This window comes from Devosia sp. Soil_C_22 (assembly GCF_057657195.1).
The window spans coordinates 2,815,720-2,839,089 of the sequence record NZ_JBDGIY010000001.1 but is presented as its reverse complement, the minus strand read 5'-3'; the positions used below and the strand labels follow the sequence as shown (position 1 = coordinate 2,839,089).

At 66.8% G+C, this 23,370-nt stretch carries 19 protein-coding genes and 1 tRNA gene; 9 read left to right on the top strand and 11 right to left on the bottom strand.

The features are described 5' to 3' along the window. Positions 1-317 precede the first annotated feature (317 nt). The gene (locus AC3A6I_RS13820) at positions 318-1,928 is read left to right on the top strand and encodes a recombinase family protein (RefSeq protein WP_487545028.1); all 1,611 of its coding nucleotides are present in this window, start codon (positions 318-320) and stop codon (positions 1,926-1,928) included. On the opposite strand, the gene AC3A6I_RS13815 is transcribed toward AC3A6I_RS13820, so the two are convergent. Next, positions 1,885-1,961 (bottom strand) — tRNA-Met (locus AC3A6I_RS13815). The two genes, AC3A6I_RS13820 and AC3A6I_RS13815, sit on opposite strands and share 44 nt — an antisense overlap. Positions 1,962-2,013: 52 nt before the next feature. Next, positions 2,014-3,954: a heparinase II/III family protein gene (locus AC3A6I_RS13810; RefSeq protein ID WP_487544297.1), complete on the bottom strand. Its 1,941-nt coding sequence runs from the start codon at positions 3,952-3,954 to the stop codon at positions 2,014-2,016. Positions 3,955-4,062: 108 nt separating this feature from the next. On the opposite strand from AC3A6I_RS13810, the gene AC3A6I_RS13805 reads away from it, so the two are divergent. Continuing rightward, positions 4,063-5,304, top strand: coding sequence for a glycoside hydrolase family 5 protein (locus AC3A6I_RS13805; protein WP_487544296.1), 1,242 nt, complete (start codon positions 4,063-4,065; stop codon positions 5,302-5,304). 216 nt (positions 5,305-5,520) lie between these two features. On the opposite strand, the gene AC3A6I_RS13800 is transcribed toward AC3A6I_RS13805, so the two are convergent. From AC3A6I_RS13800 to AC3A6I_RS13790, 3 genes are all read right to left on the bottom strand, one after another. Further along, a complete protein-coding gene (locus tag AC3A6I_RS13800; RefSeq protein WP_487544295.1) occupies positions 5,521-6,936 on the bottom strand; it encodes a phenylacetate--CoA ligase family protein in 1,416 nt (471 codons plus the stop codon). An 11-nt stretch (positions 6,937-6,947) separates the two neighbouring features. Next, positions 6,948-7,940, bottom strand: a complete 993-nt coding sequence (locus AC3A6I_RS13795; RefSeq protein WP_487544294.1) for a lipid II:glycine glycyltransferase FemX — start codon at positions 7,938-7,940, stop codon at positions 6,948-6,950. 95 nt (positions 7,941-8,035) lie between these two features. Next, positions 8,036-9,133, bottom strand: a complete 1,098-nt coding sequence (locus AC3A6I_RS13790) for a glycosyltransferase family 4 protein (protein ID WP_487544293.1) — start codon at positions 9,131-9,133, stop codon at positions 8,036-8,038. 172 nt (positions 9,134-9,305) lie between these two features. Between AC3A6I_RS13790 and AC3A6I_RS13785 the strand changes: the two genes are divergently transcribed. Continuing rightward, entirely contained in the window at positions 9,306-10,745 is a 1,440-nt protein-coding gene (locus AC3A6I_RS13785) for a lipopolysaccharide biosynthesis protein (protein ID WP_487544292.1), read from the top strand. Positions 10,746-11,043: 298 nt separating this feature from the next. Here AC3A6I_RS13785 and AC3A6I_RS13780 read toward each other — a convergent pair whose 3' ends face one another. Genes AC3A6I_RS13780 through wecB form a run of 3 tightly spaced genes read right to left on the bottom strand, consistent with a single transcriptional unit; the run spans position 11,044 to position 14,319 of the window. Beyond that, positions 11,044-11,823: a WecB/TagA/CpsF family glycosyltransferase gene (locus tag AC3A6I_RS13780; RefSeq protein ID WP_487544291.1), complete on the bottom strand. Its 780-nt coding sequence runs from the start codon at positions 11,821-11,823 to the stop codon at positions 11,044-11,046. Further along, positions 11,823-13,172, bottom strand: a complete 1,350-nt coding sequence (gene wecC, locus AC3A6I_RS13775) for a UDP-N-acetyl-D-mannosamine dehydrogenase (protein WP_487544290.1) — start codon at positions 13,170-13,172, stop codon at positions 11,823-11,825. Before wecC ends, AC3A6I_RS13780 begins: the two co-directional genes overlap by 1 nt. Next, positions 13,165-14,319 carry a non-hydrolyzing UDP-N-acetylglucosamine 2-epimerase gene (gene wecB, locus AC3A6I_RS13770; protein WP_487544289.1) on the bottom strand — a complete coding sequence of 385 codons (1,155 nt, stop codon included), beginning with the start codon at positions 14,317-14,319 and terminating at the stop codon, positions 13,165-13,167. Before wecB ends, wecC begins: the two co-directional genes overlap by 8 nt. 273 nt (positions 14,320-14,592) lie before the next feature. Here wecB and AC3A6I_RS13765 point away from each other — a divergent pair, with 273 nt between their 5' ends. Next, on the top strand, positions 14,593-16,038 hold the full coding sequence (locus AC3A6I_RS13765; RefSeq protein WP_487544288.1) for a glucosamine inositolphosphorylceramide transferase family protein: 1,446 nt from the start codon (positions 14,593-14,595) through the stop codon (positions 16,036-16,038). On the opposite strand, the gene AC3A6I_RS13760 is transcribed toward AC3A6I_RS13765, so the two are convergent. Beyond that, positions 15,975-17,261, bottom strand: coding sequence for a VpsF family polysaccharide biosynthesis protein (locus AC3A6I_RS13760; protein ID WP_487544287.1), 1,287 nt, complete (start codon positions 17,259-17,261; stop codon positions 15,975-15,977). The genes AC3A6I_RS13765 and AC3A6I_RS13760 overlap by 64 nt on opposite strands. A 120-nt stretch (positions 17,262-17,381) precedes the next feature. On the opposite strand from AC3A6I_RS13760, the gene AC3A6I_RS13755 reads away from it, so the two are divergent. Together AC3A6I_RS13755 and AC3A6I_RS13750 are read left to right on the top strand one after the other, a co-directional pair. Then, entirely contained in the window at positions 17,382-18,938 is a 1,557-nt protein-coding gene (locus tag AC3A6I_RS13755; RefSeq protein ID WP_487544286.1) for a GumC family protein, read from the top strand. Between the two features lie 6 nt (positions 18,939-18,944). After that, on the top strand, positions 18,945-20,063 hold the full coding sequence (locus AC3A6I_RS13750) for a glycosyltransferase (RefSeq protein ID WP_487544285.1): 1,119 nt from the start codon (positions 18,945-18,947) through the stop codon (positions 20,061-20,063). A gap of 146 nt (positions 20,064-20,209) precedes the next feature. On the opposite strand, the gene AC3A6I_RS13745 is transcribed toward AC3A6I_RS13750, so the two are convergent. Next, complete coding sequence (locus AC3A6I_RS13745; RefSeq protein WP_487544284.1) at positions 20,210-20,689, bottom strand: response regulator; 480 nt, start codon at positions 20,687-20,689, stop codon at positions 20,210-20,212. Between the two features lie 198 nt (positions 20,690-20,887). On the opposite strand from AC3A6I_RS13745, the gene AC3A6I_RS13740 reads away from it, so the two are divergent. From AC3A6I_RS13740 to AC3A6I_RS13730, 3 genes are read left to right on the top strand one after another with little or no spacing between them, the layout of a single operon-like run. Continuing rightward, complete coding sequence (locus tag AC3A6I_RS13740) at positions 20,888-22,342, top strand: exopolysaccharide biosynthesis polyprenyl glycosylphosphotransferase (protein ID WP_487544283.1); 1,455 nt, start codon at positions 20,888-20,890, stop codon at positions 22,340-22,342. A gap of 58 nt (positions 22,343-22,400) precedes the next feature. Further along, positions 22,401-22,658 (top strand): type II toxin-antitoxin system prevent-host-death family antitoxin, encoded by a 258-nt coding sequence (locus tag AC3A6I_RS13735; RefSeq protein ID WP_487544282.1) that lies wholly within the window; start codon positions 22,401-22,403, stop codon positions 22,656-22,658. After that, positions 22,658-23,083: a hypothetical protein gene (locus AC3A6I_RS13730; protein ID WP_487544281.1), complete on the top strand. Its 426-nt coding sequence runs from the start codon at positions 22,658-22,660 to the stop codon at positions 23,081-23,083. The genes AC3A6I_RS13735 and AC3A6I_RS13730 overlap by 1 nt, the downstream gene beginning before the upstream one ends. Before the next feature lie 3 nt (positions 23,084-23,086). Here the strand turns inward: AC3A6I_RS13730 and AC3A6I_RS13725 are convergent, their stop codons facing one another. Further along, positions 23,087-23,272, bottom strand: a complete 186-nt coding sequence (locus tag AC3A6I_RS13725; RefSeq protein WP_487544280.1) for a DUF2934 domain-containing protein — start codon at positions 23,270-23,272, stop codon at positions 23,087-23,089. Positions 23,273-23,370: the final 98 nt, after the last annotated feature.

Below are 23,370 nucleotides of genomic sequence, written 5' to 3'. Positions count from 1 at the left end.
CTCGCGTGGTGCCTTAGCTGCCCCGGTCAGCTTGAGAACAATCTGACGCATCCCGACGATGGCCTGTCTATAAACTGAAAAGATCGACGTCGTTCACTCTGCTGACTCCTCAGCGCGACAAAACCTCGATCACTCGGTTGATTTTGTGTCGGATGCTGCGAGGCAGAATCGAAAGTTGGATCGGGCGAGTCGTGATCGGCCGCCGGTTGCCGACAATGATGATGATCTGCCCCAGGAGATCTGTTTCATCGTCGATGCGTTGGCTCGTGCTGCAGCCAAGCGTGACCATCAAGCAGCACTAAGGGAGCGCGCACAACGTGACTAGGGTTGCCATCTATGCCCGGTATTCGACCGAGTTGCAGAACGATCGTTCGATCGAGGATCAGGTCGCCTTGTGTGCACGCTTCGTTGAGCAACAACGTGGCTGGCGACAGGTGGCCGAGTTCTCTGATCGGGCGAAGTCCGGCGCGTCGACGGTCGGGCGTGATGGCTTGACGTCCCTGATGACGAGGGCGCGTGCTGGCGACTTCGATGTCGTCGTCGTAGAAGCCTTGGACCGCATCTCCCGCGATCAGGAGGATCTTGCCGGCATCTATAAGCGGCTCAAGTTCATCGGCATCGAAATCCACACGGTACACGAGGGCAAGGCCGACCAGACCCAGGTCGGCATCCGAAGCCTTGTCGGCGCTCTCTACCTGGAGGATCTTAAGCACAAGGTCCATCGCGGGATGCACGGGGTAGTGCTCGATGGACGTCACGCAGGCGGGCGCGCCTACGGCTATCGTCCCAAGCTAGGCTATCCTGGCGAGCTTGAAGTCGTGGAGGAGGAGGCCGCGATCGTTGAGCGCATTTTCGAGGAGTATCTGTCCGGACAGTCGCCACGCGATATCGCAAAGGGCCTCAACGCTGACCGGGTGCCGCCGCCGCGTGGCTCTGTCTGGTCTGCCTCGACCTTGAATGGAAATGCACGAAGGGGTCACGGCATTCTCGTAAATCCGATCTACGGTGGTCGTATCGTCTGGAACCGGGTGCGCATGGACAAGAACCCCGATACGGGCCGCCGTGTTTCGCGGCCAAACGATCCTGCACGATGGTTGGAGGCTTCTGCTCCTCACCTCGCGATCGTTTCCCCGGAGCAGTTTGACGCTGTGCAAAGGAGGAAGGTCGGTCGGTCAAACGGACCTCATGCGATGCGGCGCAAGCCCAAGCACCTGTTTTCCGGCCTGCTGAAGTGCGGCTGCTGCGGCGGTGGGCTGTCCGTCAAGGACCGTGACCACGGCCGGATCAGGCTCATCTGCACGAGGTCGAAGGAGAGTGGATCCTGCAGCAACCGTCGGCACTTCTACCTCGATGAGATCGAGGGAAGGGTCTCGAAGGGGTTGCGACGCACCCTCGGAAGCCGGTCGGCCATCGAGCGCTTCCTAAAGGTCTATGCGGACGAACGCCGGCGCCTCGCTGGCAACAAGGCCGACTTGCTCGAAAAGTTGGATCGTCGGTTGGCGGTCGTCGAGGGAGACCTCGACAGGGCCACGAAGCTCCTCATCAGAGGCATCCTCGACGAGGAAAAGGGAGCGTCGCAGATCCAGGAGTTGAAGCAGGAGCGATCTTCGCTCCTCGCAGAGCGCAGGGCAGCCGAAGACGTCACGCCGGACCTGACCATCCATCCGGGCATCACCAACTCGTATCTCTCGTCCCTAGGCAGTCTGGAAGCCGCCCTGAGGGGACCGGTGGGGCCATTGGAGGCGGAGGAGTTCGACGCGGTAAGGAACTTGATCGAGAAGATCACGGTCACTCCCGGCGATGCGGCGTCGCACAACGCGATCGAACTTGAGGGCGATCTCGCGCGCTTCCTGGCGCCCACTCAGACTTCGTCGGGGGGTATGGTGGTAGCGGAGGAGGGATTTGAACCCCCGACACACGGATTATGATTCCGCTGCTCTAACCAACTGAGCTACTCCGCCCCAGGTGCGGGCGGGACGGGCCGGCCGGCGGGGCGCTATGCGCGGCGCCTTATTAGGTTTGGTGGGGGTGGGTGTCAAGCGCAGGTTCGGGGCGTTCCCGCATCAGCGGTGTCAGCCAGGTGGTGACGGCGCCTTCGCCGATCGGACCGCGCCAGGAGAGCCGCGTCGCTGGGACCTTTTCGCCGAAGCGCGGGGAGACCCAGCCGCCGTCGGGGCGGTCCGCGCCGGTGGTGGCGGTGATGGCCTCGGTGGGGAAATCGATGCGGAGCAGGATGTCGCCGCCGCGCGCCACATGTACCGATTTGCCGGCGATGGTGGCGACGAGGCCGGGAGCCAGCTGCAGTACCAGTTCCGCGTCGCTTGGGGGGCCGCCGACCAGCTGGTCGGTGACCGCTATCTGGCCGGCGAGGATCTCGACGCTGCGCTGGTGCAGGCGGCCGAAGCGCTTGAGGTAGCCATCATGGCTCAGGCGCAGCCACGGGCCGTTGCGCTCGCCGGTCTCCTCGAGCCTGGCCATCGCCTTGTGCGACCAGTTGAAGGCGCCCGACATGACGCTCTGGCTCGCGCCCTCGATGTTCAGCGTGTTGTGCGCCGGGGTGGAGCGGAACCAGCTGCGCCAGGCGCCGCCCGAGCCGTAGAGATAGGTGCCGGGGTCGACCAGTACCGGCTGGCCATCAAGGCTCAGGGTCAGCGCCAGCGCGTCGGCATGGCCATGCGCGGCGATGGCAAGATAACCGAGCGGGCCGTGATCGAGCGTCAGGCGCGCGTCGCGGCCGCTGGGGAGGCCGTGCCAGACGCTCAGCCCGCCATGCGGGAAGGTCACGAGGCCCTTGTCGGTGGTCGCAGGCCGAAGAGGTCGGCCGAAGATCAGGCCGCGCAACTCCGAGGGTGCGGCCGGGCCAGGGCGGCCGAGGAAGCCGGCGATGCCAGCCGCCACCGAGGCCGCATAGTCGGTCTCGCCGCCCAGCGTCAGCACGCGGCCTTCGTCGTCGTCGCCATAGGCCGGGGTAGGGGCCCCGAGCGCGGTGATGAAGCCGGCGAAGGCGCCGAGCCGGTCGAGCGCGGCCTGCGGGAAGGGGTGGCTGGTGGCTTTGCCGATATAGGCGGCGAGCAGCACCATCTCGGCGGTGAAGGCGCCATAGGTCGGGGTCTGCTCGGCGGGCGCGCCGTCCGGAAGGATCTGGCGGAAGGTTTCGGCGACGAGCCCGGCTTCGGCCTTGCGCACGGGGCGGCCGAGGGCGTGGGCGAGCACGTATTCGCCGGTCAGTTCGGCGACGAGATGGTTGTTGGCCGACGAGTATTTTGACGGGTAGCGCGGCAGCCAGAAGGCGCTGGCGTTGAGGATTTCGCCGAGCTGCCGGGTCGCCTCGCGCGAGAGCCGGTGGCCGACGAGGCTGAACACCAGCACGAGGCTGATGGCGCGCAGCGCGACTTCGATGCCAGAGGCCCAGCCGACGCCGCGGAAGGGCGGGTTGGCGCCGTGCCAGCTGGCGATTGCCGCTTCGATGGCGCTCAGCGGTGCCGGCGCGCCGTCCAGCAGGGCCTCAAGCGCCAGCGGAACAAGGAACTGCAGCCGGTTGCTCTCCCAGACATATTTGATGTCGCCGCGACTGCCGTCATGGCGGAAATCGATGTCGAAGGCATAGGTCTCGGCGCCGGGCCAGAGTCCGCCGGTCACCGGGTCGAGCCGCCAGAGCTCGGCCGGGAACAGCGCGCCGGGCGCCCGCTCCGGCCAGTTGCGGCCAAGGGCGGAGAAGCGGCCGGCCAGCGTCGCGCTCGCCACAGTGGCAATGGCTGTGCGCATCTCGGCGTCCGCCGTCAGTACACGCTCGCGCAGGCCCGGGATCGGCACGATGCGGTCGGGGGCAGGGTACTGCGCCCAGCCTTCGTGCCGGCCACGCGAGGCGCGTTTCTTCGCCGCCTCGCCGAGGCGATGCACCACCTCGGCCGGCTCCATGCTGCGCAGGCGGTTGATGTACCAGCCGAGCTTCATTGCCCCTTCCACGTTTGACGTCTGATACACCATCCGGGCCAATTTCACGGAACCTGAAACCTGCCTTTTGCGTCAGGCGGTTAACATGGGCGGCTCATGGAGAGAGTCATGCTGCCGCTGATCCGCATCGCCATCGCCCTCGTGCTGCTGACCGCGCCCGCGCTCGCCGCACCGCCGGCCCTGCATCGCGGCGTGGGGTTGCATGAATTGCTCAACTGGTCGCCGCTCGATGCCGATGGCAGCTATCGCTGGCCGCCCTATCGCAGCGTCGAGGAGTGGCTCGGCCAGTACCGGCCGGCGAGCGACTGGCCGGAAGGCGATCCGTTCGCCGCCATCCGTGCGCTCGGCTTCGATTTCGTGCGCCTCACCGTCGATCCCGGCCCGCTGCTCGCCAGCGAAGGGGCCGAGCGGCAGCAGGCGCTGGCGGTGCTGTCTGATGCGGTGGAAAAGCTGCTCGCCGCCGATCTCAAGGTGGTGTTCAACCTCCACTCGGTGTCGCAGGTGCCGCAATATAGCCGCGACGTCATCGACGCGCCGGCCGATACGCCGGGTGTGGCGCACTACATCGCGATGAGCGCCGATGTCGCCGCCATGCTGGCGCCGCTCGGCACGGACCGGGTGGTGTTCGAGCCGTTCAACGAGCCGGCACATTATCCGTGCGACGCGAGCGGCAGCGAGGACTGGCAGACCATCATGGCCAATACGGTCGCGGCGGTTCGTGCGGTCTCGACCGAGCTGGCGATCGTCGCCACCGGCGCGTGCGGGGGCAGTATCACGGGGCTCACCGACATCGTGCCCAGCTTCGACGACGCCAACCTGCTCTACAGCTTCCACATGTACGAGCCGCACCTGTTTACCCACCAGCGCAGCGATATCGAGGGCGATTTCGCCTCGGGCCTGCCGTGGCCGGCGAGCATGGGTTCGCCCGAGGCGGTGGTCGCCATGCTGGAAACGCAGATGGATGTGGCGGGGCTCGACGAGGCGGCGAAGGCTCGCAACCTGCAGGCGGTCGCGCCCTTCATCGCGCAGTATTTCCAGGAGGGCTGGGGCGAGGCGCAACTCGTCGCCCGCATCGGCGAGGCGGTGAGCTGGGCGGGCGTCCATGCCGTCCCCACCGAGCGGCTGTTCATGGGCGAGTTCGGCGCTATCCTGATGTCGCTCGACGGCCGCATGGGGGCGTTCGATGCCGACCGGCTGCGCTACCTCGCGGCGGTGCGCACCGAGGCGGAGAAGCACGGCATTCCGTGGGCGGTGTGGGAGTATTCCAACCCGTATGGGATGAGCGTGATCGAGCCGAAGGGGCCGGCCGTGGCGGATGGGAAGATGCTGGAGGCGCTGGGGCTGCGTTGAGGCGCAGCGCGTGGGGCTACCCCCACCCACCCGCTACGCGGGTCCCCCCTCCCCACAAGGGGGAGGGAAACCCGACTGAGAGTGTTGGGATCGTGGCGGAGGGGTTCGGTTCTCGCACGGTCTCCCTCCCCTTGATGGGGAGGGCTAGTGGAGCTTGGCGGCTTTGCCGCCTAGCGGAGCAGGGTGGGGTGGAGCGATACGCTCAGGCCTTGCCGATCAATACTGCGAAACATCCAGCCGCTGGTCGATGAACGTGCGCTTGCCCGCCCGCCCGCCGGCTAGCTTGTCCACCTGCCGCACGTCGAACTGAATCTGCCCATGCGTGCGCTCGCCAAGGCCCGTCGCGATGCGCTGGGCGTCCTCGGGCGAGCCGTCGGCCGTCGGGATGTAGCGGATGGTGCAGAAGCCCGGCTTGTCCTGGAAGAACTGGTATTCCTCGATGCCGCGGAAATAGCGCGGGTTCTCGGGGGTGAAGTCGATGGTCACCACCCGGTTGCCGGTCGAGGAGACGAGGAAGTCGGGCTTGCGGCGCGGGATCAGCCGCTCGACCTTCAGTCGCTGGCCGTTGGCCTCCGAGGGCAGCTCGATCAGCGTGGCGCGATCCTCGGTGTCGTAGCGCAGGAACGGCATGGCCTTGGCGGTCAGGCTGGTGCCCACGAGGCGCCCCTCCCGGCCCGGTTCGGTGATCAACCGGCCGTCCTCGTCCACCAGCTCGGCGACGCCATAGAGCGGGTCGAACTCGTAGCGGCCCTCGTCGTCGATCTCGCGGGCGAACAGCACCTTTTCGCTGAGGCCGTAGAAATTGGCGATAGGCACTGGACCAAACACCGCCGCGATGCAGCGACGCTGGTGCGGATAGAGCGGCTCGGAGATCGGCATCAGCCCCTTGAGCGGCAGCTTCGGCGTCCGGCCGATGCGCGACATGTGGCGCGCCATCAGCTCCATGGCCGAGGGATAGCCGTAGAGGTAGCGGATCTTGTAGCGGTCGATCAGGTCAATGTAGTAGCCGACATCGTCGTGGGTCATCGGGAATACCGACAGGCGCAGCTCGCGCAAGGCCGGCTCCCACTCGGTGAGGTACTTGCCCTTGGGATCGAGCCCGAAGCCGCGCAGCACCGCCTTGGGCGTGTTCTCGTTGAAGCCGACGCGGCTCCAGTTGTCGTAGACGAAGGCCATCTCGCGGGCCGAGCGGTCCTTGTCGAGATAGAACGAGAACGGCTTTTCGCCGTTCGAGCCGCTGGTGTCGCCGCTATCGGCCTCGCCCTTGGGGACGGTCAGGGCGCCATCGCCGGCCGCGCGCATCTCTTCCTTGCGCAACACCGGCAGGCGCTGCAGGTTGGCGAGCTCGAACGTCGAGAGGTCGAAACCGCGGCCGAGATGCTTGTCCAGCAGGTCGCGGTAGAACGGGCTCAGCTGGTGGGCACGCTGCAGAGTTGCGCGCAGGGCGCTCAGGTGCTCGGCGGCGGCCCAGTTGGCGTCGGTATTGGCGCGTGCGATGCGCTGGCGCCAGGCCTGGTAGGTGCGGCCGAACTTCAGCTTGGTCGGCACCAGCGAAACCAGCGGCGCCAGCGAGCGCCGCACCATGGTGGGGCTCCGCACATACGCGCCACGCGCGACATCCATCAGGCTCATGTTCTGGTCCCTCAGACGCTTATCCACTCGCCGCCGAGCTGATACTCGGCCGGCTTCATCGTGCGCTTGAAGCGCGTATAGCCATCGCCGGGCTTCAGCCCGCCGACATCGAAGCTCGCCACGCCACGGCGCTGCAGCTCGCACATCACGTGCCACATCAGGAAGTTGCCGGCGTTAAGCTTGCGCCCTTCCGGGCCGAACCAGCCGATATGATATTCGGCATGGTTACCGAAGCGGACCACCGACATGCCGGCGACCGCCGCGTCCTCGTGCAGCAGCTGGAACACGGTGACATTTTCGGGCGATGCGTCGCGCAGGCCACGCAGCAAAGCGGGGCTCGCGGCGGAAAAGCCCTTGTCGTCCATGTTCTCGAGATGGCGGGCGATCATCCACTCATAGGTCTCGGCGTCGTCGGCAATGCGCAGTTCGGCCCCAGCCTTTTCGGCGCCGCGCAGGCGGTTGCGGAAGGTGGAACTCATGTGGGCGAGCAGCGCCTCTTCGCCGACGGTGAGGTCGATGCGGCCCGATTGCCAGGATTGCGCCGTGCGCAGCCGGTAGCCGGCGCGGCGCAGCAGCCTGTGGCTATGCTCGGTGTCCGGCAGGGCCGGGGCGATCGCCAGCGGCGCGGTCCAGATGCGGCCCCAGCGGTTGCGGATGGCGCGGTGGACTTCGACGACCTGTGCGTCGGTCGGCTCGATCAGGAAGATCGGGCCACGGTTGATGCGGTTGATGAGCCGCAGGCCGAAGCGGCGCAGATGCAGCACGGTGGCGAAGGCGATGGCGCGGCCGCCGGTCTCGAACACCACGCGGGTCACGGGCCAGCCCGAGGCGGCCTTGCCGGCGCCATAGGCATAGTCCTGCGTCAGGTGCGGCACGGGGGCAGCAGCGACGAGGCGATCCCATTCCGCCTTGTCGGTCACCACCCGCAGGCCGATGCCAGCGATCCGGCGCCCGGTGGCCGCAATGGGCCGCGTGGCTCTGGATGGCGTAGCTTCGATGGTCATCGGTGGTATCCCCAGGGCGCCGGAATATCGACGGCGCCTACCAATCCTTGGTAGTGCGGGGCAGGGGCACTGGAAACCGAAAGGTTACCTTAGTGTTAACGCGCGGCCTCGAACCACACCTGCTCGATCGCCGCCGTGAACGGGGCGAGATCGAGCCGCTCGCGATGGAAGCGCAAGGCAGCGGCGCCAAGCTTTCGGCGTAGCTCGGGATCGGCGACCAGCCGGCTCAGCGCCGCGGTCAATGCGTCGACATCGCCGGGCTCGACCAACAGGCCGGTTTCGCCGTCCTCGATGATGTCACGCACCGCGCCGACCGGGGTCGCGACCACGGCAAGGCCCGAGGCCATGCCCTCGATGATCGACAGCGGCAGGTTCTCGATGAATGAGGGCAGCACCAGGATATCGGCGTTGGCGATCAGCTCGCCGACGCGCTCGCCATCGACCCAGCCGGGGACATCGACACGGTCGGCCAGCCCCAGCTCCACGGCCTTGGCGCGGGCCGCCTCGACATTGCCGTCGCCGGCAATGGTGGCGCGCCAGCCGGGCAGGTCGCGCATGCGGGCCAGAGCCTCGCCCAGTTGCGGCACGCCCTTCATGTCGTTGATGCGACCGAGGAACAGGATATGCGCCGTCTCGCCGCCGCCGACATGCTCACGGGCCGGTTGTGCGGCGGCGTTGGGCACCACGACGACACGGTCGGCGATCTCGGGGGCGCGGCTGATGACGAAGCGGCGCCAGGTGCGGCCCAGCACGATGACGCGCTGCGCGCCGCGGAACATCTCGAGGATCTTCCGGCTCAGGGCGCTGTCGTCGGCCTTCCAGAAATTGGGGTAGTCGCCGCCATGCAGATGCAGCACGTAGGGAATGCCGAGCAGCCGCGCCAGCCGCGCGATCTGGAGCTTGCGATAGGTGCTGCCATTGCTGGCGAGGTTGATGTGGACCACGTCGATCCGGCCGATGAAGCGCGCGCCCAGCATCCGGGCGAGAAAACCCAGCAGGTAGAGCGGCGACAGGGCTACGTGGCCCGGCCCGCGCGTCGCGGCAAAGGTCGCGGCCAGCCGGCCCGGATCCTGCTGCTCGAGCCCGTCGCGCAGCGTCGCCATCACGCGGTCGATGCCGCCCTGGCCCGTACCGCCCGAAGGGGTGGCGACGAGCACGTTCAGCGATTTGTGCGGCAGGGTGCGGTGCAACATGGGGCATGGCATAACCGCGTCCCGGGGCGGGTCCAAGCAAAGCCTTTCGGAAAGGTTTACGGCTGACCCATTTCGATACAATTGCGTGGATTCACCCTTACCGGGCAAAGCGCTGGAGCGGCCGGCGCTGCGGGTCTATGGGACGCTGAACCCAGCCACCGGTGGCCGTCTCTTGCTTCTTCGTTCTACGCTCATCTATGCCCCGGCGATCCTGCTGACGCGCGTTTCGGCGCTGCTGCTGCTGGTCATCGCGACCCGGCTGCTCAACACCACCGAATATGGCCTGCTGACGCTGGTCGTCACCGTGGGCGAGCTCACCGACGCCGCGGTCACCAATTGGCTGCGCATCGCGCTGCTGCGGCTGGGCGGCAAGGGCGAGATCAGTCGCGGCAGCGTGCTGCTCGCCGCCCGCGTGCTGCTGATCACCACGGTGATTGGGCTCGTCATCTCGACACTGGCGGCCGGGCTTGTCGTCCCCGAGCGCTGGGCCGAGTTCGCCACCGCCGTCGGGGTCTATCTCGCCGTCGGCGCCGTGGCCCGCTTCGGGCTGACCCTCCTGCAGATGCAGCAACGGCACAGTGCCTATTCGATGCTCGAGTTCCTGCGCGCCGTGCTGCAGCTGGTGCTGCCCGCCGCCGCCATCGCCATCTTCCACGACAGCTTCCTCATGGTATCGCTGGCCTCGAGCGCCGGCACGCTGGCCGCCGGGCTGGTCAGCCTGTGGTTTGCCGCCGGTGGCGTCGTCGCCGGGCCGGCGCGCTTCACCCATCGCGAGCTGCTCACGCTGGGCGTGCCGCTCATCGCCATGGCGGTCATCGGCTTCGGCATCAACAGCACCGAGCGCATCCTGCTCAAGGTCTACTACGATGCCGGCGCGGTCGCGGTGTTCGCCGCCACCTACGCGCTGGCGCGGCAGCCGATCGATACCGTCGCCAACGCCATCAACATGGGCGCCTTCCCCGAAATGGTGGCGCGCTTCGATAGCCAGGGGCCGCAGGCGGCGGCCGAGTTCATCGGCCGGCAGATGGCGCTGATGGCGCGGCTCTGCTTCCCCATCGTGGCGCTGCTCGTCGCGCTCAGCCACGAGATCGGCATGCTGCTGCTGCCGCCGGCCTACCACGCGCATGTGGGCGAGCTGTTCCCCATCGTGGCGCTCAGCGTCTTGGCCAGCAACTTCGCCGCCTTCGGCTTCGAGAACATGTTCCACGCCCACAAGCGGCCGATGTTCCTGATCTTCGGCATGATCCCAACCGCCATCGTCTCGATCGCGCTGTCGATCATCCTCGTGCCGATGCTGGCCGAGGTCGGGGCGGCGCTGGCGCTGCTCGGCGGCGCGGTGACCGGGCTCGTCATCAGCATCTTCCTCAGCCGCCTGCTTACCCCGATCCCGCTGCCCTATGGCGAACTCGCCATCGCGCTCGGCACCGCCTGCGCCACCGGCATCGCCGCCTGGATCGGCAGCGCACTGCTCGGCGATGCCTGGCCGGTCTTCAAGCTCGCCGCCGGCAGCCTGTGCGGCGGGCTGGTGTTCCTCGGGCTGCAGACGCTACTGCACCCGGCGGAGACGCGCGCGATCGTCGGCCAGGTCCGCGCCAAGCTGGGGATGGCGTAACCAGCCGCATCGGCGCAAGCAGACCCCCCACCCTGTCCCTCCCCCGCAAGGGGGGAGGTGACCTGCGCTCGCAGGTCTTCGTCCCACGACTACCGAGAGCCGTTCGAGGGTCTCCCTCCCCCTTGCGGGGAGGGGACAGGGGTGGGGGTATCTTCCCGCGCCGGCCTTTCCGAAATCCTCCCCCGTTCACGGGGGAGGGGGACCGCCGTAGGCGGTGGAGGGGGCAGCGCCAAAACCAGCCCACAAACAAAAGACCCCCGCCAACGGCGAGGGCCTTTTCCCGACTAACCGGGATTCGTCACGCCGAGCGGCGGCGGCCCCAGAATTCGCGCCAGAGCAATCCGGCGTAAGCGGTGTTCGTCTCGAAATAGCGCCGCCACAGCCGACCCGGCTCCTGCAGCACGCGAAAAGCCCATTCGAGCCCCAGCTTCTGCACCAGCACCGGCGCCCGCGCGACCTTGCCGCCATAGACGTCGAAGCTGCCGCCCACGCCCATCACGAAGCTCGGGTTCAGCGCATCGCGATACTGCTTCAGGAACCGCTCCTTGCGCGGCGTCGGCATGGCGACGAACAGGCAGTCGGCGCGGCTCGCGTTGATCGCGGCGACCACGTCGGCCTCGTCGGCCGGCTTGAAATAGCCGTCCTGCATGCCGGCGACCACCAGCCCGGGATAGTCGCGCGCGAGGCGCTGGTCCACGGCATCCAGCACCGACTTTTCGGCGCCCAGCAGATAGGGGCGGAAGCCGCGCTCGGCGCAGATGCGGAACAGCTCGGTCATGATGTCGACGCCGGCCACGCGCTCGGGCACCTCGATGCCGAACAGCTTCATGCCGAGCACCACGCCCGCGCCGTCGATGTTGATGACGTCGGCAGTCGCCACGTCCTCCATCAGCTCGGCGCTCTTGCGCATATTCACGAGCTTGGAAACGTTGATCACCGTGTGATGCAGCGGCTGGCGCTCAGCCATGGCGCTGGTCGCAAGCGCCAGTGTCTCGGCCATCGTCAGCGCATGCATGGGCGCGCCGAGGAATTCCCGGCGGCGCGCCTTGAGCAGCGGATGGTCGGACCAGCCGGCCATCAGGCCGCCACCCGGTCCGAGGCGCGGCGCAGCGGGTGGCCGCGTTCGCGATCCTCACGGGCCTTGCGGCCCTCGATGCGGGCGTCCGGACGCTGCGACTTCTTCCAGGTCCACAGCCCGCGGGTGTCGACCAGCTTCTTGTCCTCGAGCGCCTTGGGATCGATCAGGCCAAGCTGGCGATGATCGACCAGCAGCACCACGATATCGGCGCGGTCGATGGCGCTGAGCGCATCGGTGAAGATGATGCCCTTGCCGTGCAGTTCCTCGGGCAGCGCGCTGATATGCGGCTCGGCCGTGATCAGCTTGATATTTGGCACCTCGGCCAGTGCCTTCACCACCTCGACTGCCGGGCTCTCGCGCACGTCGTCGATATTGGCCTTGAAGCTCAGTCCCAGGCAGGCCACCGTCTGCGTCTTGCCCGGCTCGAGCAGGGCGACGATGTCGTCCACCACCGTATGCGGGCGGGCATTGTTGATCTTGCGGGCCGCGCTCATCAGCGTCGTGTGCTCGGGCACCGCGTCGATGATGAAGTACGGGTCGACCGCGATGCAGTGGCCGCCGACGCCGGGGCCGGGCTGCAGGATGTTGACGCGCGGGTGCTTGTTGGCGAGCTCGATCACCTCCCACACGTTCAGCGACAGCTCCTGGCACACCGCGGCCAGTTCGTTGGCAAAGCCGATATTGACGTCGCGGAAGGCGTTTTCGGTCAGCTTCACCAGCTCGGCGCTCTCGGCCGAGGTGATGTAGAGGTCGCCGGCGATGATCTTGGAATAGAGGTCGACCGTCCGGATCGAGGATGCCTTGGAGAGCCCGCCGATCGAGCGGTGGTTGTTGATCAGCTCGCTCAGCACCTTGCCCGGCAGCACACGCTCGGGACTGTACGCCACCAATATGTCCGCATCCTCGCCCGCTTCGATCGGGAAGGTGAGGTCGGGCCGGACCTTGGCCATTTCCTCGGTCATGCGGCGCGTCGTGCCGACCGGCGAGGTCGATTCCAGCACCACCACGTCGCCCTTCTTGAGCACCGGCGCCACGGCGCGGGCGGCGGCCATCACGTAGCTGACGTCCGGCTTGTGATCGCCCACGAACGGGGTCGGCACCGCGATGATGAAGGCATCGGCCGGCTGCGGCGTGGTGAAGGCGCGCAGGAACCCGTTGGCCACCACCTTGTGGATCAGGCCGTCGAGGTCGGGCTCGACGATATGGATCTCGCCGCGGTTGACCTTCTCGACCACGGAGGGGTTCACGTCGACGCCGACGACGTTGACGCCGCGGCTGGCGAACATGGCGCAGGTGGGCAGGCCGATATAGCCCATGCCGATGACGGAAACGGTGGTGATGTCAGACATTGCGCGCAAGCTCCTCGACGATACGGGCACTGGCCCGGCCGTCGCCATACGGGTTGTGTCGCTCGGCCATGCCCCGGTACTGGGCCGGGTCGTCGAGCAGGCGATTGGCATTTGAAGTAATGAGGTCGATGTCGGTGCCGACGAGGCGCGCGGTGCCGGCCGCGACGCCTTCGGGGCGCTCGGTGTTCTCGCGCATCACCAGCACGGGCTTGCCCAGCGAGGGCGCCTCTTCCTGCACGCCGCCGCTATCGGTCAGCACCAGGTAGCTGCGCTTCTGCAGGTACAGGAACGGCAGATAATCCTGCGGCCCGATCAGGTGGATGTTCGGCGTTGCGCCCAGCTCGGCCTCGACCACGCCACGCACGTTGGGGTTGGGGTGCACCGGGTAGACGATCTGCACGTCGCCGCGCGTCGCCAGCACCTTGAGCGCAGTGCAGATGCGGCCGATGCCGCCATCGTGGTTCTCGCGCCGATGGCCGGTGACGAGGATCAGCTTCTTGCTGTCATCCAGAAAAGGGAAGCGGGACGCCATTTCCTCCGACAGCAGCCGGTCTTCATCGAGCGTGCGGGAGAAATGCAGCAGCGTGTCGATCACCGTGTTGCCGGTGACGAAGATGCGGCTCTTGTCTTTGCCCTCGGCGATCAGGTTGTCGCGCGCCTCGGTAGTGGGCGCGAAGTGCCAGGTGGCGATGTTGCCGGCGACGAGCCGGTTCAGCTCCTCGGGGAAGGGGCTGTCGATATTGTGGCTGCGCAGGCCCGCCTCGATATGGGCGATGGGGATGCGCTTATAGAAGGCGGCGAGCGCGGCGGCCATGGCGGTGGTGGTGTCGCCCTGTACCATGACGATGTCGGGCTTGCAGTCCTCGAGCACCTTTTCCATGCCGGTCAGCACGCGGGTGGTGACATCGAACAGGGTCTGGCCCGGCGACATCACGTCGAGGTCGTAATCGACCGGCATGCCGGTCAGCGCGATCACCTGGTCCACCATCTCGCGATGCTGGGCGGTCACGCAGATGCGGGTGTCGAAGTCAGGGCTGTGCAAGGCGGCCTGGGCCACCGGGAAGCACTTGAGCGCTTCGGGCCGGGTGCCGAAGACAATAAGGAGGCGTTGCCGCTCGGGTCGCCGAGAGGGAGAAAAGTAGTTCATATCGAAAACCGCACCGCATAGTTTTCGCGCGTCCACAGCGCGTGTGATGGCTACATACTACCGCGGGCCGCTGGTCGTCTCCTCCACGCTTAAGATATAATTAATCTGCGTGCGGAATTTACCGAGTTACGATTTAGCGATTGTACAGGCTCTTCAGTCGCCACTATCTCGACTGCATGGCCTACCTGCCGAGTTATTAAATTGAATACAATTTTAATCATATGCGATCCTGCAGACTGGCGCCAATGGCAGTCGGAGTTACTTTATCGCCTGATGCGCGCCGGTCATTGCGTCGGCGTCAGCCACACCTCCGCAGGCCACCCTGATCGCTCTCTCGATCGCATCCTCGGCTTCGAACGCTCGCGCGCCGCGGGCTCGCTGGCCCGCCGGGATGCGCCGCCGGTCGAAGCCGATGCCGGCACGCCCGACCTGGTGCTCGATTTCACCGGCCGGGCCGAGGGCAGGGGGGCTCCGAGCCTCACCCTCGAATTCAACGGCCAGCACGATCTCGCGACCGGTCTCGCTTCGCTGCTCGAGCATGAGATGGACGCCAATCTCCTCGCCCGGCTCGACGGCGTCGCCGTGGCCGAGGCCCGCCCGATGCTGGGCGATCGCGTCTGGCTCGGCCGCGCCGCTTCCGACCTCCTCGCAAGCGCCGTGACGCTGGTCGAGATGTGCCTCACCCGCTTTGCGCTCGGCACGCTGCGCTCCATCGGCCCGCGGGCGCGCGCCACCATCGCGCCCGGCCGTCTCGGCGCGCTCTATGCCCGACATCTGCCTGTCGCGCTCGGCCAGCGGGTCTGGCGCAAGCTGACCCGCCGCCGGCCGTTCTACTGGCGCACCGCCTATCGCTTCATCGATGGCCCCGGCATTGCCGATACCGGCCGGCTCGGCGGCACCGCCTTCACCGAGCTGCCCGATGACGGCCAGCGCTTCTACGCCGATCCCTTCGCCTTCGAATGGCAGGGCAAGCCCTACCTGTTCGTCGAGGAATATCCCTACGCCACCGGCCGCGGCATCATCTCGGTTGCCGAGCTCGGCGCGGATGGCCGCTTCGGCACGCCGCAGCCGGTGATCGTCGAGGGCCACCATCTCAGCTACCCGCAGGTCTTCGCGCATGCGGGCGAGATCTACATGATCCCCGAAGCCAGCGCGGCACGGGAGCTGGTGCTCTACCGGGCCATCGAATTCCCGCTCAAGTGGGAGCGCGCTGCCGTGCTTGCCCGCGGCCCCCGCCTCAACGACATGACGCTGGTCGAACGCGCCGGTCGCTTCTGGCTCATCGGCACCGAGCAGATCGGCGCCGGCTCCGCTTCCGACACCATGGTCGCCTGGTCGGCGCCCGCCATCACCGGCCCGTGGGCGCCGCACAAGCTCGGACCCATCCGGATCGATCACAGCGCTGCCCGTCCGGGTGGCCGCTTCATCGCCCGCGGCAAGCGGCTGCTGCTGCCGCTGCAGGATGGTTCGGCCAGCTATGGCGGCGGGCTCGGGCTCGCCGAACTGCTGACGCTCGACGAGAACGAGGTCCGCTTCGGTCGGGTCGAGCCCATTGGCGGTGGCGAAGCGTGGCCCGGCCATGCGGTGCATACGCTCACCCGCGCCGGCCGGCTCGAGGCCGTCGACAGCGCCAGCGTGCAGCCTGGCGGTCGCGGTCAGCCGGCGGCGACGCCGTCCCGGCCGGCGGCGGCGCGGGGCGCCGTCCGTCTCGGCACATAGGCGAGGATCAGCACCACGAACAGCGTCAGCACTGGCGTCTTGCTCGACACCGTGTTGTTGGAGAGCGCCGAGGCGAGGAACACGGCGATGCCGATCCAGGCCGGCCGCGGCATATGCTGCAGCAGCCGCCAGTAGATCCAGAACAAGAGGCCAAACACCACGATGGCCAGCGGCGCGCCGAGCAGGAAGGTGAAATAGACCGGCGAGCTCTCGATGAAGGGCAGGCCGATCTTGTCGTTCACGATCTTGAGGATCGCCTCCATGTCGGTGCCGAACATGATGTCCTGCCAGCGCACCAGCCCGAAGATCGAGTAGATGTTGGTGCGGGCGAAAAAATTCTCGTCGACGATGCCGCCCTCGAAGCGCTGCAGCGCCCCGCCGGCGGCAAGGATCGCGAACAGCCCGAGACCGCCGACCACCACCAGCACCAACACGCCGAGCTTGGCCTTGCGCTCGGTCTGGGCCGGCATGCCCCAGGGCACGAACAGCACCAGCGCCAGCACTTCGAGCACCGCGAGCACCAGCGAGAAGCGCGCTCCGGCCGCCGCCGTGCCGACGAGGAACAACAGCATCACCGATACCTTGGCCCACGGCTTCCACGTGGTCAGCGGCACGAAGGCGAGCGAAGCGGCCGAGATCATGCCGAGGTTGAGCGGGTGGCCGGCGAGCCCGTTGGGGCGAAAGGTCAGCTCGACCAGCGGGCTCGGCAGGAAGCGCGTCCGTGTCGCGAATTCGAGAATGCCGACAATGGCGCTCAGCAGGTTCAGCAGCAGCAGCGCATCGCCGATGAAGCGCCGCCCATCGCGCGGCAACGCCAGCATGATCAGCCCGGCCGCGCCGGCGACGAGGTAGGTATCGACCAGCAACCCGCCGGCGCTCACACGTCGCATGAGGATCAGCAGGACGATGAGCGCAATCAGGACGAGGCAGAAGCGCACCAGGTCCTTGAACCGGCGGATGTCGTGGCCTTCGAGGTAGATCGGGCGGCTGAACAGCGCCACCGGCAGCAGCAGCAGGATGGCATAAGTGCCGAAATGCAGCTTCTCGTAGAAGGCGCCGCCTTCGCTGGTGTACTCGACGAGATGGTTCATCATCTCGTCGTTGACGAGCACGCGGACGATGAAGGCGAACAGCACCGCGAGGGTGAGGACCAGCGAGATGGCATTGTGCCGCCGGGCCTCGCCCGCCGCCCGATCGTCAGGTCCGGAGGCGGAGTAGCTCACGGCGTAAAGGCCTTTCCCGGCGGCGATTTACCAAGAAAGCCCATTCCCGGACCATCCGGCGAGGGCTGGTATATAAAGCCCTAACATTAGGCCTGTTTCGACAACGAGATATTAACGCCCATGTCCAGCCTCACCGACCGGTCGCAGCCGGCCAGCACGATTTCTGGCGCCCGTCAGCTGGCGCGGCTGGTCTCGCGCGGCGAAGCTCCAGCCAACGATACGGCCCCGGCTCAGGCTCCCGCGCCGGCCGCGGCGCCCGTCGAAACCGTGACGCTGGGCAAGATCGGCGATTTCCTCGAGCTCGATTTCGGGCGGCTGTTCACCTGGCTGCGCCAGGGCCTGTGGTTCGCGCTGGCGCTGGCCGTACTCGGCGCCGTTGCCGGCGGCGCCTATGCCGTGCTCACCCCGCCGCGCTACACGGTGTCGACCGACATCCTCATCGATCCGGCCAACCTGCAGGTCGTCAACGACGACCTATTCCAGCAGCCGGGCCAGGTCGATAGCGCGCTGCTCAATGCCGGCAGCAAGCTGCGCGTCCTGACTTCGGGCAACGTGCTGATGCGCGTCGTCGACGGGCTCAACCTCACCGCCGACAAGGAATTCTACGATCCCGAGCCGGCCGGCTTCTCGTTGAGTGCGCTGCTGCCGAGCGGTGGTGGCGACGCCACCGAGGCCGATCCGCGCCTCGCCGCCCTTGCCAGCCTCTCGGCCAAGGTCAGCACTCGCGCGGACGAGACCTCGTTCGTGGCGACGCTCTATGTCTCGTCCGAGGAAACCAGCAAGGCGATCCGCATCTCCGATGCTGTCGTCGAGGCCTTCAAGGCCGAGCTTGCGACCGCCGAGGCCGATGGGGCAGGGCGCACCGCGACGGCGCTCACCAGTCGCCTCGACGAACTCAAGGCCGAAGTGAAGGCCGCCGAGGAAGCCGTTGAAACCTATAAGCGCGAACACAATCTTGCCGATGTGCAGGGCGAGCTGGTCTCGACCCAGATCATGACCCAGCTCAACCAGCAGGTGGTCGAAGCTCAGGCCCGCGTCATCGCGCTCCAGACCAGCTATGATGAACTGATCGCCGCCGGCGCCAATGCGACCACGGCCGACACGCAGGCCTCGACGACGCTCGCCTCGCTGCGCGCCACCGCGGGCAGCCTGCGCCAGCAGCTCGATGCGCAGGCCACCGTCTACGGTCCACGCCACCCCATCATCGTCAAGCTGAACACCGAGCTTTCTGCGGTCAACGCGCAGCTCGCCGCCGAAGTCGGCCGCATCGCCGCTGCCGCCAAGACCAGCCTCGATGAAGCCAGCGCCAACCTTGCCGGGCTCACTGCCAAGGCCGAGGATCTGCGCTCGTCGATCTTCACCGACAACGCGGCCATGGTGACGCTGCGCGAACTCGAACGCGACGCCACCTCCAAGGCCGGCATCTACGAGTCCTTCCTGTCGCGGGCCCGCCAGGTCACCGAGCGCGAGCAGCTCGACACCACCAACGTGCGCGTCATCTCGACCGCCGTGCCGCCGCCGGCCCGCTCGTGGCCGCCGCGCACCGTCGTCATGCTGATGCTCGGTGCTGTCGGCGGCATGATCGCCGGCCTCGGCATCGCGGTCGTCGTCGGCATCCTGCGCGACCTGCGCCAGCCGCCGCGTCGCCGGATGGTGGCGGCCACCGCCGCCGCCTGATCGCGCATGGGCAAGCATCTCGTCTTTCACGTCCCCAGCCTCATGGGGGGCGGCGCCGAGCGCGTCTTCGTGCTGATGGCCAACGAGATGGCGCGGCGCGGCCATGACGTCACGCTGTTCACCTGGAACAGCGATGGCCCCAATGCGGCGCTGCGCGACGACGCGGTCAAGCTCATCGACCTGGGCATCCCGCTGCGCGGCGACGGCTTCGGCAAGCCCGGCACCATAGCCGGACTGCTGCGCAGCGCGCGGCTCTACAGCAAGCTCCGGCCCGACGCAGTATTTTCCGGCCCCGAGTTCGCCAACCTCGTCACCGCGCTCGCCCTCAACCTGGCGCTGAGCCCGGCGAAGTTCTTCCCGAGCTTCCACGCCGCCGCCGCCATCAATTCCGACACCACCGGCTCACGCCTCGCCGTCATCCTCGCCGGCATCACCGGCGCCCGCGCCACCCGTGCCATCGCCGTGTCCGAAGGGGTGCGCGGCGATATCGTCAAGCGCGGCATCCCGGCCAAGAAGGCCGCGGTGATCCACAACCCGCTCCCACCGGCCATCGCCCGGCCATCTGCCGAGACCTATGCGTGGCAGGCCGACCTCGCCGCGATGGGCGAAGGGTCAGTCGTTGCCACCGCCGGCCGGCTGGTGCCGGTCAAGGACCACAAGACCCTGCTGCGCGCTTTTGCCGGGCTGCTCGATCGTCGCCCGACGGCGCGTCTCGTCATCTTCGGCGAGGGTCCGCTGCTGGCCGAGCTGGAGGAGGAAAGCCAAGCGATCGGAATCGCTTCGCGTGTCCTCTTCGCCGGCTACGTGAACGATCCCGCCGCGGTCTACGCCGCCGCCGATCTCTTCGCGCTCACCTCGCTGACCGAGGGTTTTGGCAACGTCCTCATCGAAGCCATGGCCGCCGGCGTCCCGGTGGTCTCCACCGACGCCCCGCACGGCCCGCGCGAAATCCTCGCCGGCGGCATTTACGGCCCGCTCGTTCCCGTCGGCGACGCCGAAGGGCTCGCCACCGCCATGGACGAAGTCCTCGCCAACCGGCCGTCGGAGAACGTGCTCAAGTCGCGCGCCGCCGATTTCGCCATCGACCGCATCGGCGGCAGATATGAAGCTTTGCTGAAGGATTGACAGGGAGGCCCCCTCCCATCCTCCCCCATGAAGGGGGAGGTGCCGATCCAGTGTGAGGCACAATCGAAGCCAGGGCCGGGACTCTTCACCTCCCCCTTCATGGGGGAGGCCGGGAGGGGGCCGTCATGGATTGGAGGTCTCGCGGACTACCGCGCCACGCGCGGCATCCGCCCCTCGCCGAACAGCGGGATCACGTTGCCGACCCGCTCGAGCGGCAACGGCCGGAACTCCGGCCGCACCACCTCGGCCGAGATCGGCGCGATCCGGCGCAGCAGCGCGGAGAGCTCGCCCGGGGTGACGGGCTTATGCAACACCGCATCGATCCCGGCCGCCAAAAGCGGCTGGTGGAAGGCCGGGCCGGCTCGGGTCAGCGCCACGATCAGGAAGTTCTCACTCTCGGTCTGCACGTATTGGCGCAGGCCGCGCGCGATGTCGACTGCCGGTGCGCCCGGTACATCGGTGTCGAGCACCACCACATCGACCGTCGAATACTTTAGATAAGTCGTCAGTTTGCTGATGCTGGTGAAGCTCGCGACCTCATAGCCGTCACTGGTCAGCGTCTGCGACAATATCGCGCCAAAAGCCGGATTGCCGGCAAGCATGAAGACAGACTTGGACGGAAGCATTCTGCGGAGCCCTCGCCTACGGGTTAATAGTTCCCTAACATGCACCTGGACATTCCCAGCAAGCGAGTTGGGAACATCCTTAACTAGGCTCAGGTCCGCGCATTAACCCCATCTTAACCAGCTACTTTGGCGCGCGCCAGTCACATGTTACGTCGCCCACCGAGGGATCACACCCTGCCAACACAGAGGCAAGCAGCCGTGGTGCAGGACGAGTTGAGCTATACCGGTATAGAACGGCGGCGCGCCCGCCGCTTCATCGCCAATCCTGCTGCCGTGTGCACCGCCTTCGGGCTGGCCGAGGGCGCACTGGCCGGGCTGGTCGTGCTGGCCTTGGCTGCCATCTACCATCTCTTCGTCATGCAACTCGAGCCGGCAGAAGTCCCGCTCGTGCTGCACGGCGCCTATGCCGCGCTGGTCGCCGTGCTCTATGGCGCCTTTTCCGCCATATCGGTGGGCCGTCTGCTCGAGCGCAACCGCCACCCCTTCATGTCGCTGGCCGAAAGCGGGCTCGGCTGGACGGCGGCATTTGCCGCTGCGCTGTTCATTGCCTTCATCGTCGGCATTGCCGGCGACCTGTCGCGCGTGTCGCTGCTCTCGGCCTATGTCGTCGGGCTGCCGCTGCTGCTCTTTGCGCGCAGCGCCGCCTATGCCGTGCTCACCGCCCGCATCCAGGCGGGCCAGCTGCAGCTGGAGAAGGTGGCCATCATCGGTCAGCGCACCGATACGGTCCGGTTCTTGCTCAACGGCAACCTGTGGCGCGTCGGCTACCGGCTGACCGGTACGCTCTATCTCGAGGATGTGCTCGCCGCCGACGGCACGCCCGATCGCCGCGCCATCATCGAGTTTGCTCAGCAGCGCGTGGCGAACGGGGCGGAGTCGGTGGTCATCGTCGGCGATCTCGGCGATCTCGATGCGCTCGAACGCATCGCCAACGAGCTCAAGCGCTACGCCATCAATGTCGTGTGCGTGCCGGCCACCGGCAATACCAGCTTCAAGTTCATCGACGTGGTGCCGATGGGCCCCAACAACGCCGTGCGCCTTCTCAAGAAGCCCATGGGCGATGGCTCGGTGCTGATGAAGCGCGCGCTCGATCTCGCCGGGGCCGGATTCGGCCTGTTGCTGCTGCTGCCGCTGTTCGCGGTGGTCGCGCTGCTGATCAAGCTCGAAAGCCCCGGCCCGATCATCTTCCGGCAGGAGCGGCGCGGCTTCAACGGCCGCATCTTCCATATCTGGAAGTTCCGCTCGATGACGGTCACCGAGTCCGGCCGCCAGATGACGCAGGTACGCGTCGGCGACAAGCGCATCACCAGGGTCGGCGCCTTCATCCGCCGCACCTCTATCGACGAGCTGCCGCAACTGGTCAACGTGCTGCGTGGCGAAATGAGCCTCGTCGGCCCGCGTCCGCACGCCCTGATGCATGACGACGAGTTCGGCGAGCAACTCGCCAGCTATGCCCACCGCCAGCGTATCAAGCCCGGCATTACCGGCTGGGCTCAGGTCAACGGCTTCCGCGGCGAGACCTCGACCATGGCGCAGGTCGAAGGCCGTACCCGCCACGACCTCTACTATATCGACAACTGGTCGATCTTCCTCGACTGCTGGATCATCGTGCTGACGGTGTTCTCCGCCAAGACGCGCCAGAACGCAGTTTGACGCGTGGTTGACGAAAGCTCGTGGTCTACGTATTTTACGTAGATTACGGAGATGTCTGATGGTATTCGTAACTGGTGAGCAGCTGCAGAAGAATAGCGGCATGGTCCGAGCGGAAGCTAGGCGGCATCCGGTGACGGTCACCTATCACGGCCGGCCGGAGCTGGTGGTGCTTTCGGTCGAGGAGTACGAGCTGTTGCGATCGCTCCGAAAGATTGCCTATGACACGTCGAACATGCCTGACCCATCCATAGAACGGATCGCGGGCAATCGCATGGACAGCCGGCACGATCACCTCGACGCATTGCTGGATGAGTGATGCCGCTACCGTTCCCCGAACTCGGTTTGGTGGTGCGGTATGGCTTTGTCTGGAAATCGTCAGATCGCAAGCCGCCGCCTGATGCCGGCAAGGACAGGCCCTGCCTGATCGTCGATATTCATGAGGCCGACGGAATGCAGCGTGTCACCTACCTGCCGATCTCCCATGTGGCGCCGCGGGAGGGAGAGCACGCGTTCGCGCTTGGCGATGCGCTTCGCCGTCATCTGCAGTTCGACTGGGCAGAGTCTTATCTCTACACTTCCTATGCTTGCGAAGATGACTGGCCATATGACCTGGCCAAGCGGCTCGGCACGGATCAGTTCGACTACGGCTTCATCCCGCCCAAGCTGTTCCAGAGAGTTGCCGAAGAGTTTGGGAAGCGGCTGGTTGCCGATCCCGGCTTTCCCACCAAACGGTCTGGTTGAGCCTCACTCCCCCTTCGGCTCATCCTCCAGCCAGCGGTCGAAGCGTCGCTCGCGCCGGTGCTGCTCCAGCGCCCTAAGGTAATATTCCTCGTGCCGCCCGTGCGGGCGTCCGTCCTGCTCCCACAGGAAGTAGGCCGTCTTGCGCACGGACTCGTAGAACGCTTCGTCTTCGACCGGTTGGTTGTTCATCTTGCCTCGCCGTCGCTGAACGTAGCCGGCACTTGCCGGTTGCATTCCTGCAACAATGTACGATCCGACCAAGGCGATCATACGAAAGGCGGTAACTT

Excerpts from the sequence above, each read along its gene's own strand:
- AC3A6I_RS13810 (WP_487544297.1), bottom strand. The coding sequence starts at position 3,954 with ATGAAGCTCGGCTGGTACATCAACCGCCTGCGCAGCATGGAGCCGGCC.
- wecB (WP_487544289.1), bottom strand. The coding sequence starts at position 14,319 with ATGAACTACTTTTCTCCCTCTCGGCGACCCGAGCGGCAACGCCTCCTT.
- AC3A6I_RS13780 (WP_487544291.1), bottom strand. The coding sequence starts at position 11,823 with ATGGCCGGCTGGTCCGACCATCCGCTGCTCAAGGCGCGCCGCCGGGAA.
- AC3A6I_RS13725 (WP_487544280.1), bottom strand. The coding sequence starts at position 23,272 with ATGAACAACCAACCGGTCGAAGACGAAGCGTTCTACGAGTCCGTGCGC.
- AC3A6I_RS13805 (WP_487544296.1), top strand. The coding sequence starts at position 4,063 with ATGCTGCCGCTGATCCGCATCGCCATCGCCCTCGTGCTGCTGACCGCG.
- AC3A6I_RS13765 (WP_487544288.1), top strand. The coding sequence starts at position 14,593 with ATGCGCGCCGGTCATTGCGTCGGCGTCAGCCACACCTCCGCAGGCCAC.
- AC3A6I_RS13800 (WP_487544295.1), bottom strand. The coding sequence starts at position 6,936 with ATGAGCCTGATGGATGTCGCGCGTGGCGCGTATGTGCGGAGCCCCACC.
- AC3A6I_RS13755 (WP_487544286.1), top strand. The coding sequence starts at position 17,382 with ATGTCCAGCCTCACCGACCGGTCGCAGCCGGCCAGCACGATTTCTGGC.
- AC3A6I_RS13735 (WP_487544282.1), top strand. The coding sequence starts at position 22,401 with ATGGTATTCGTAACTGGTGAGCAGCTGCAGAAGAATAGCGGCATGGTC.
- AC3A6I_RS13790 (WP_487544293.1), bottom strand. The coding sequence starts at position 9,133 with ATGTTGCACCGCACCCTGCCGCACAAATCGCTGAACGTGCTCGTCGCC.
- AC3A6I_RS13730 (WP_487544281.1), top strand. The coding sequence starts at position 22,658 with ATGCCGCTACCGTTCCCCGAACTCGGTTTGGTGGTGCGGTATGGCTTT.
- AC3A6I_RS13750 (WP_487544285.1), top strand. The coding sequence starts at position 18,945 with ATGGGCAAGCATCTCGTCTTTCACGTCCCCAGCCTCATGGGGGGCGGC.
- AC3A6I_RS13795 (WP_487544294.1), bottom strand. The coding sequence starts at position 7,940 with ATGACCATCGAAGCTACGCCATCCAGAGCCACGCGGCCCATTGCGGCC.
- wecC (WP_487544290.1), bottom strand. The coding sequence starts at position 13,172 with ATGTCTGACATCACCACCGTTTCCGTCATCGGCATGGGCTATATCGGC.
- AC3A6I_RS13745 (WP_487544284.1), bottom strand. The coding sequence starts at position 20,689 with ATGCTTCCGTCCAAGTCTGTCTTCATGCTTGCCGGCAATCCGGCTTTT.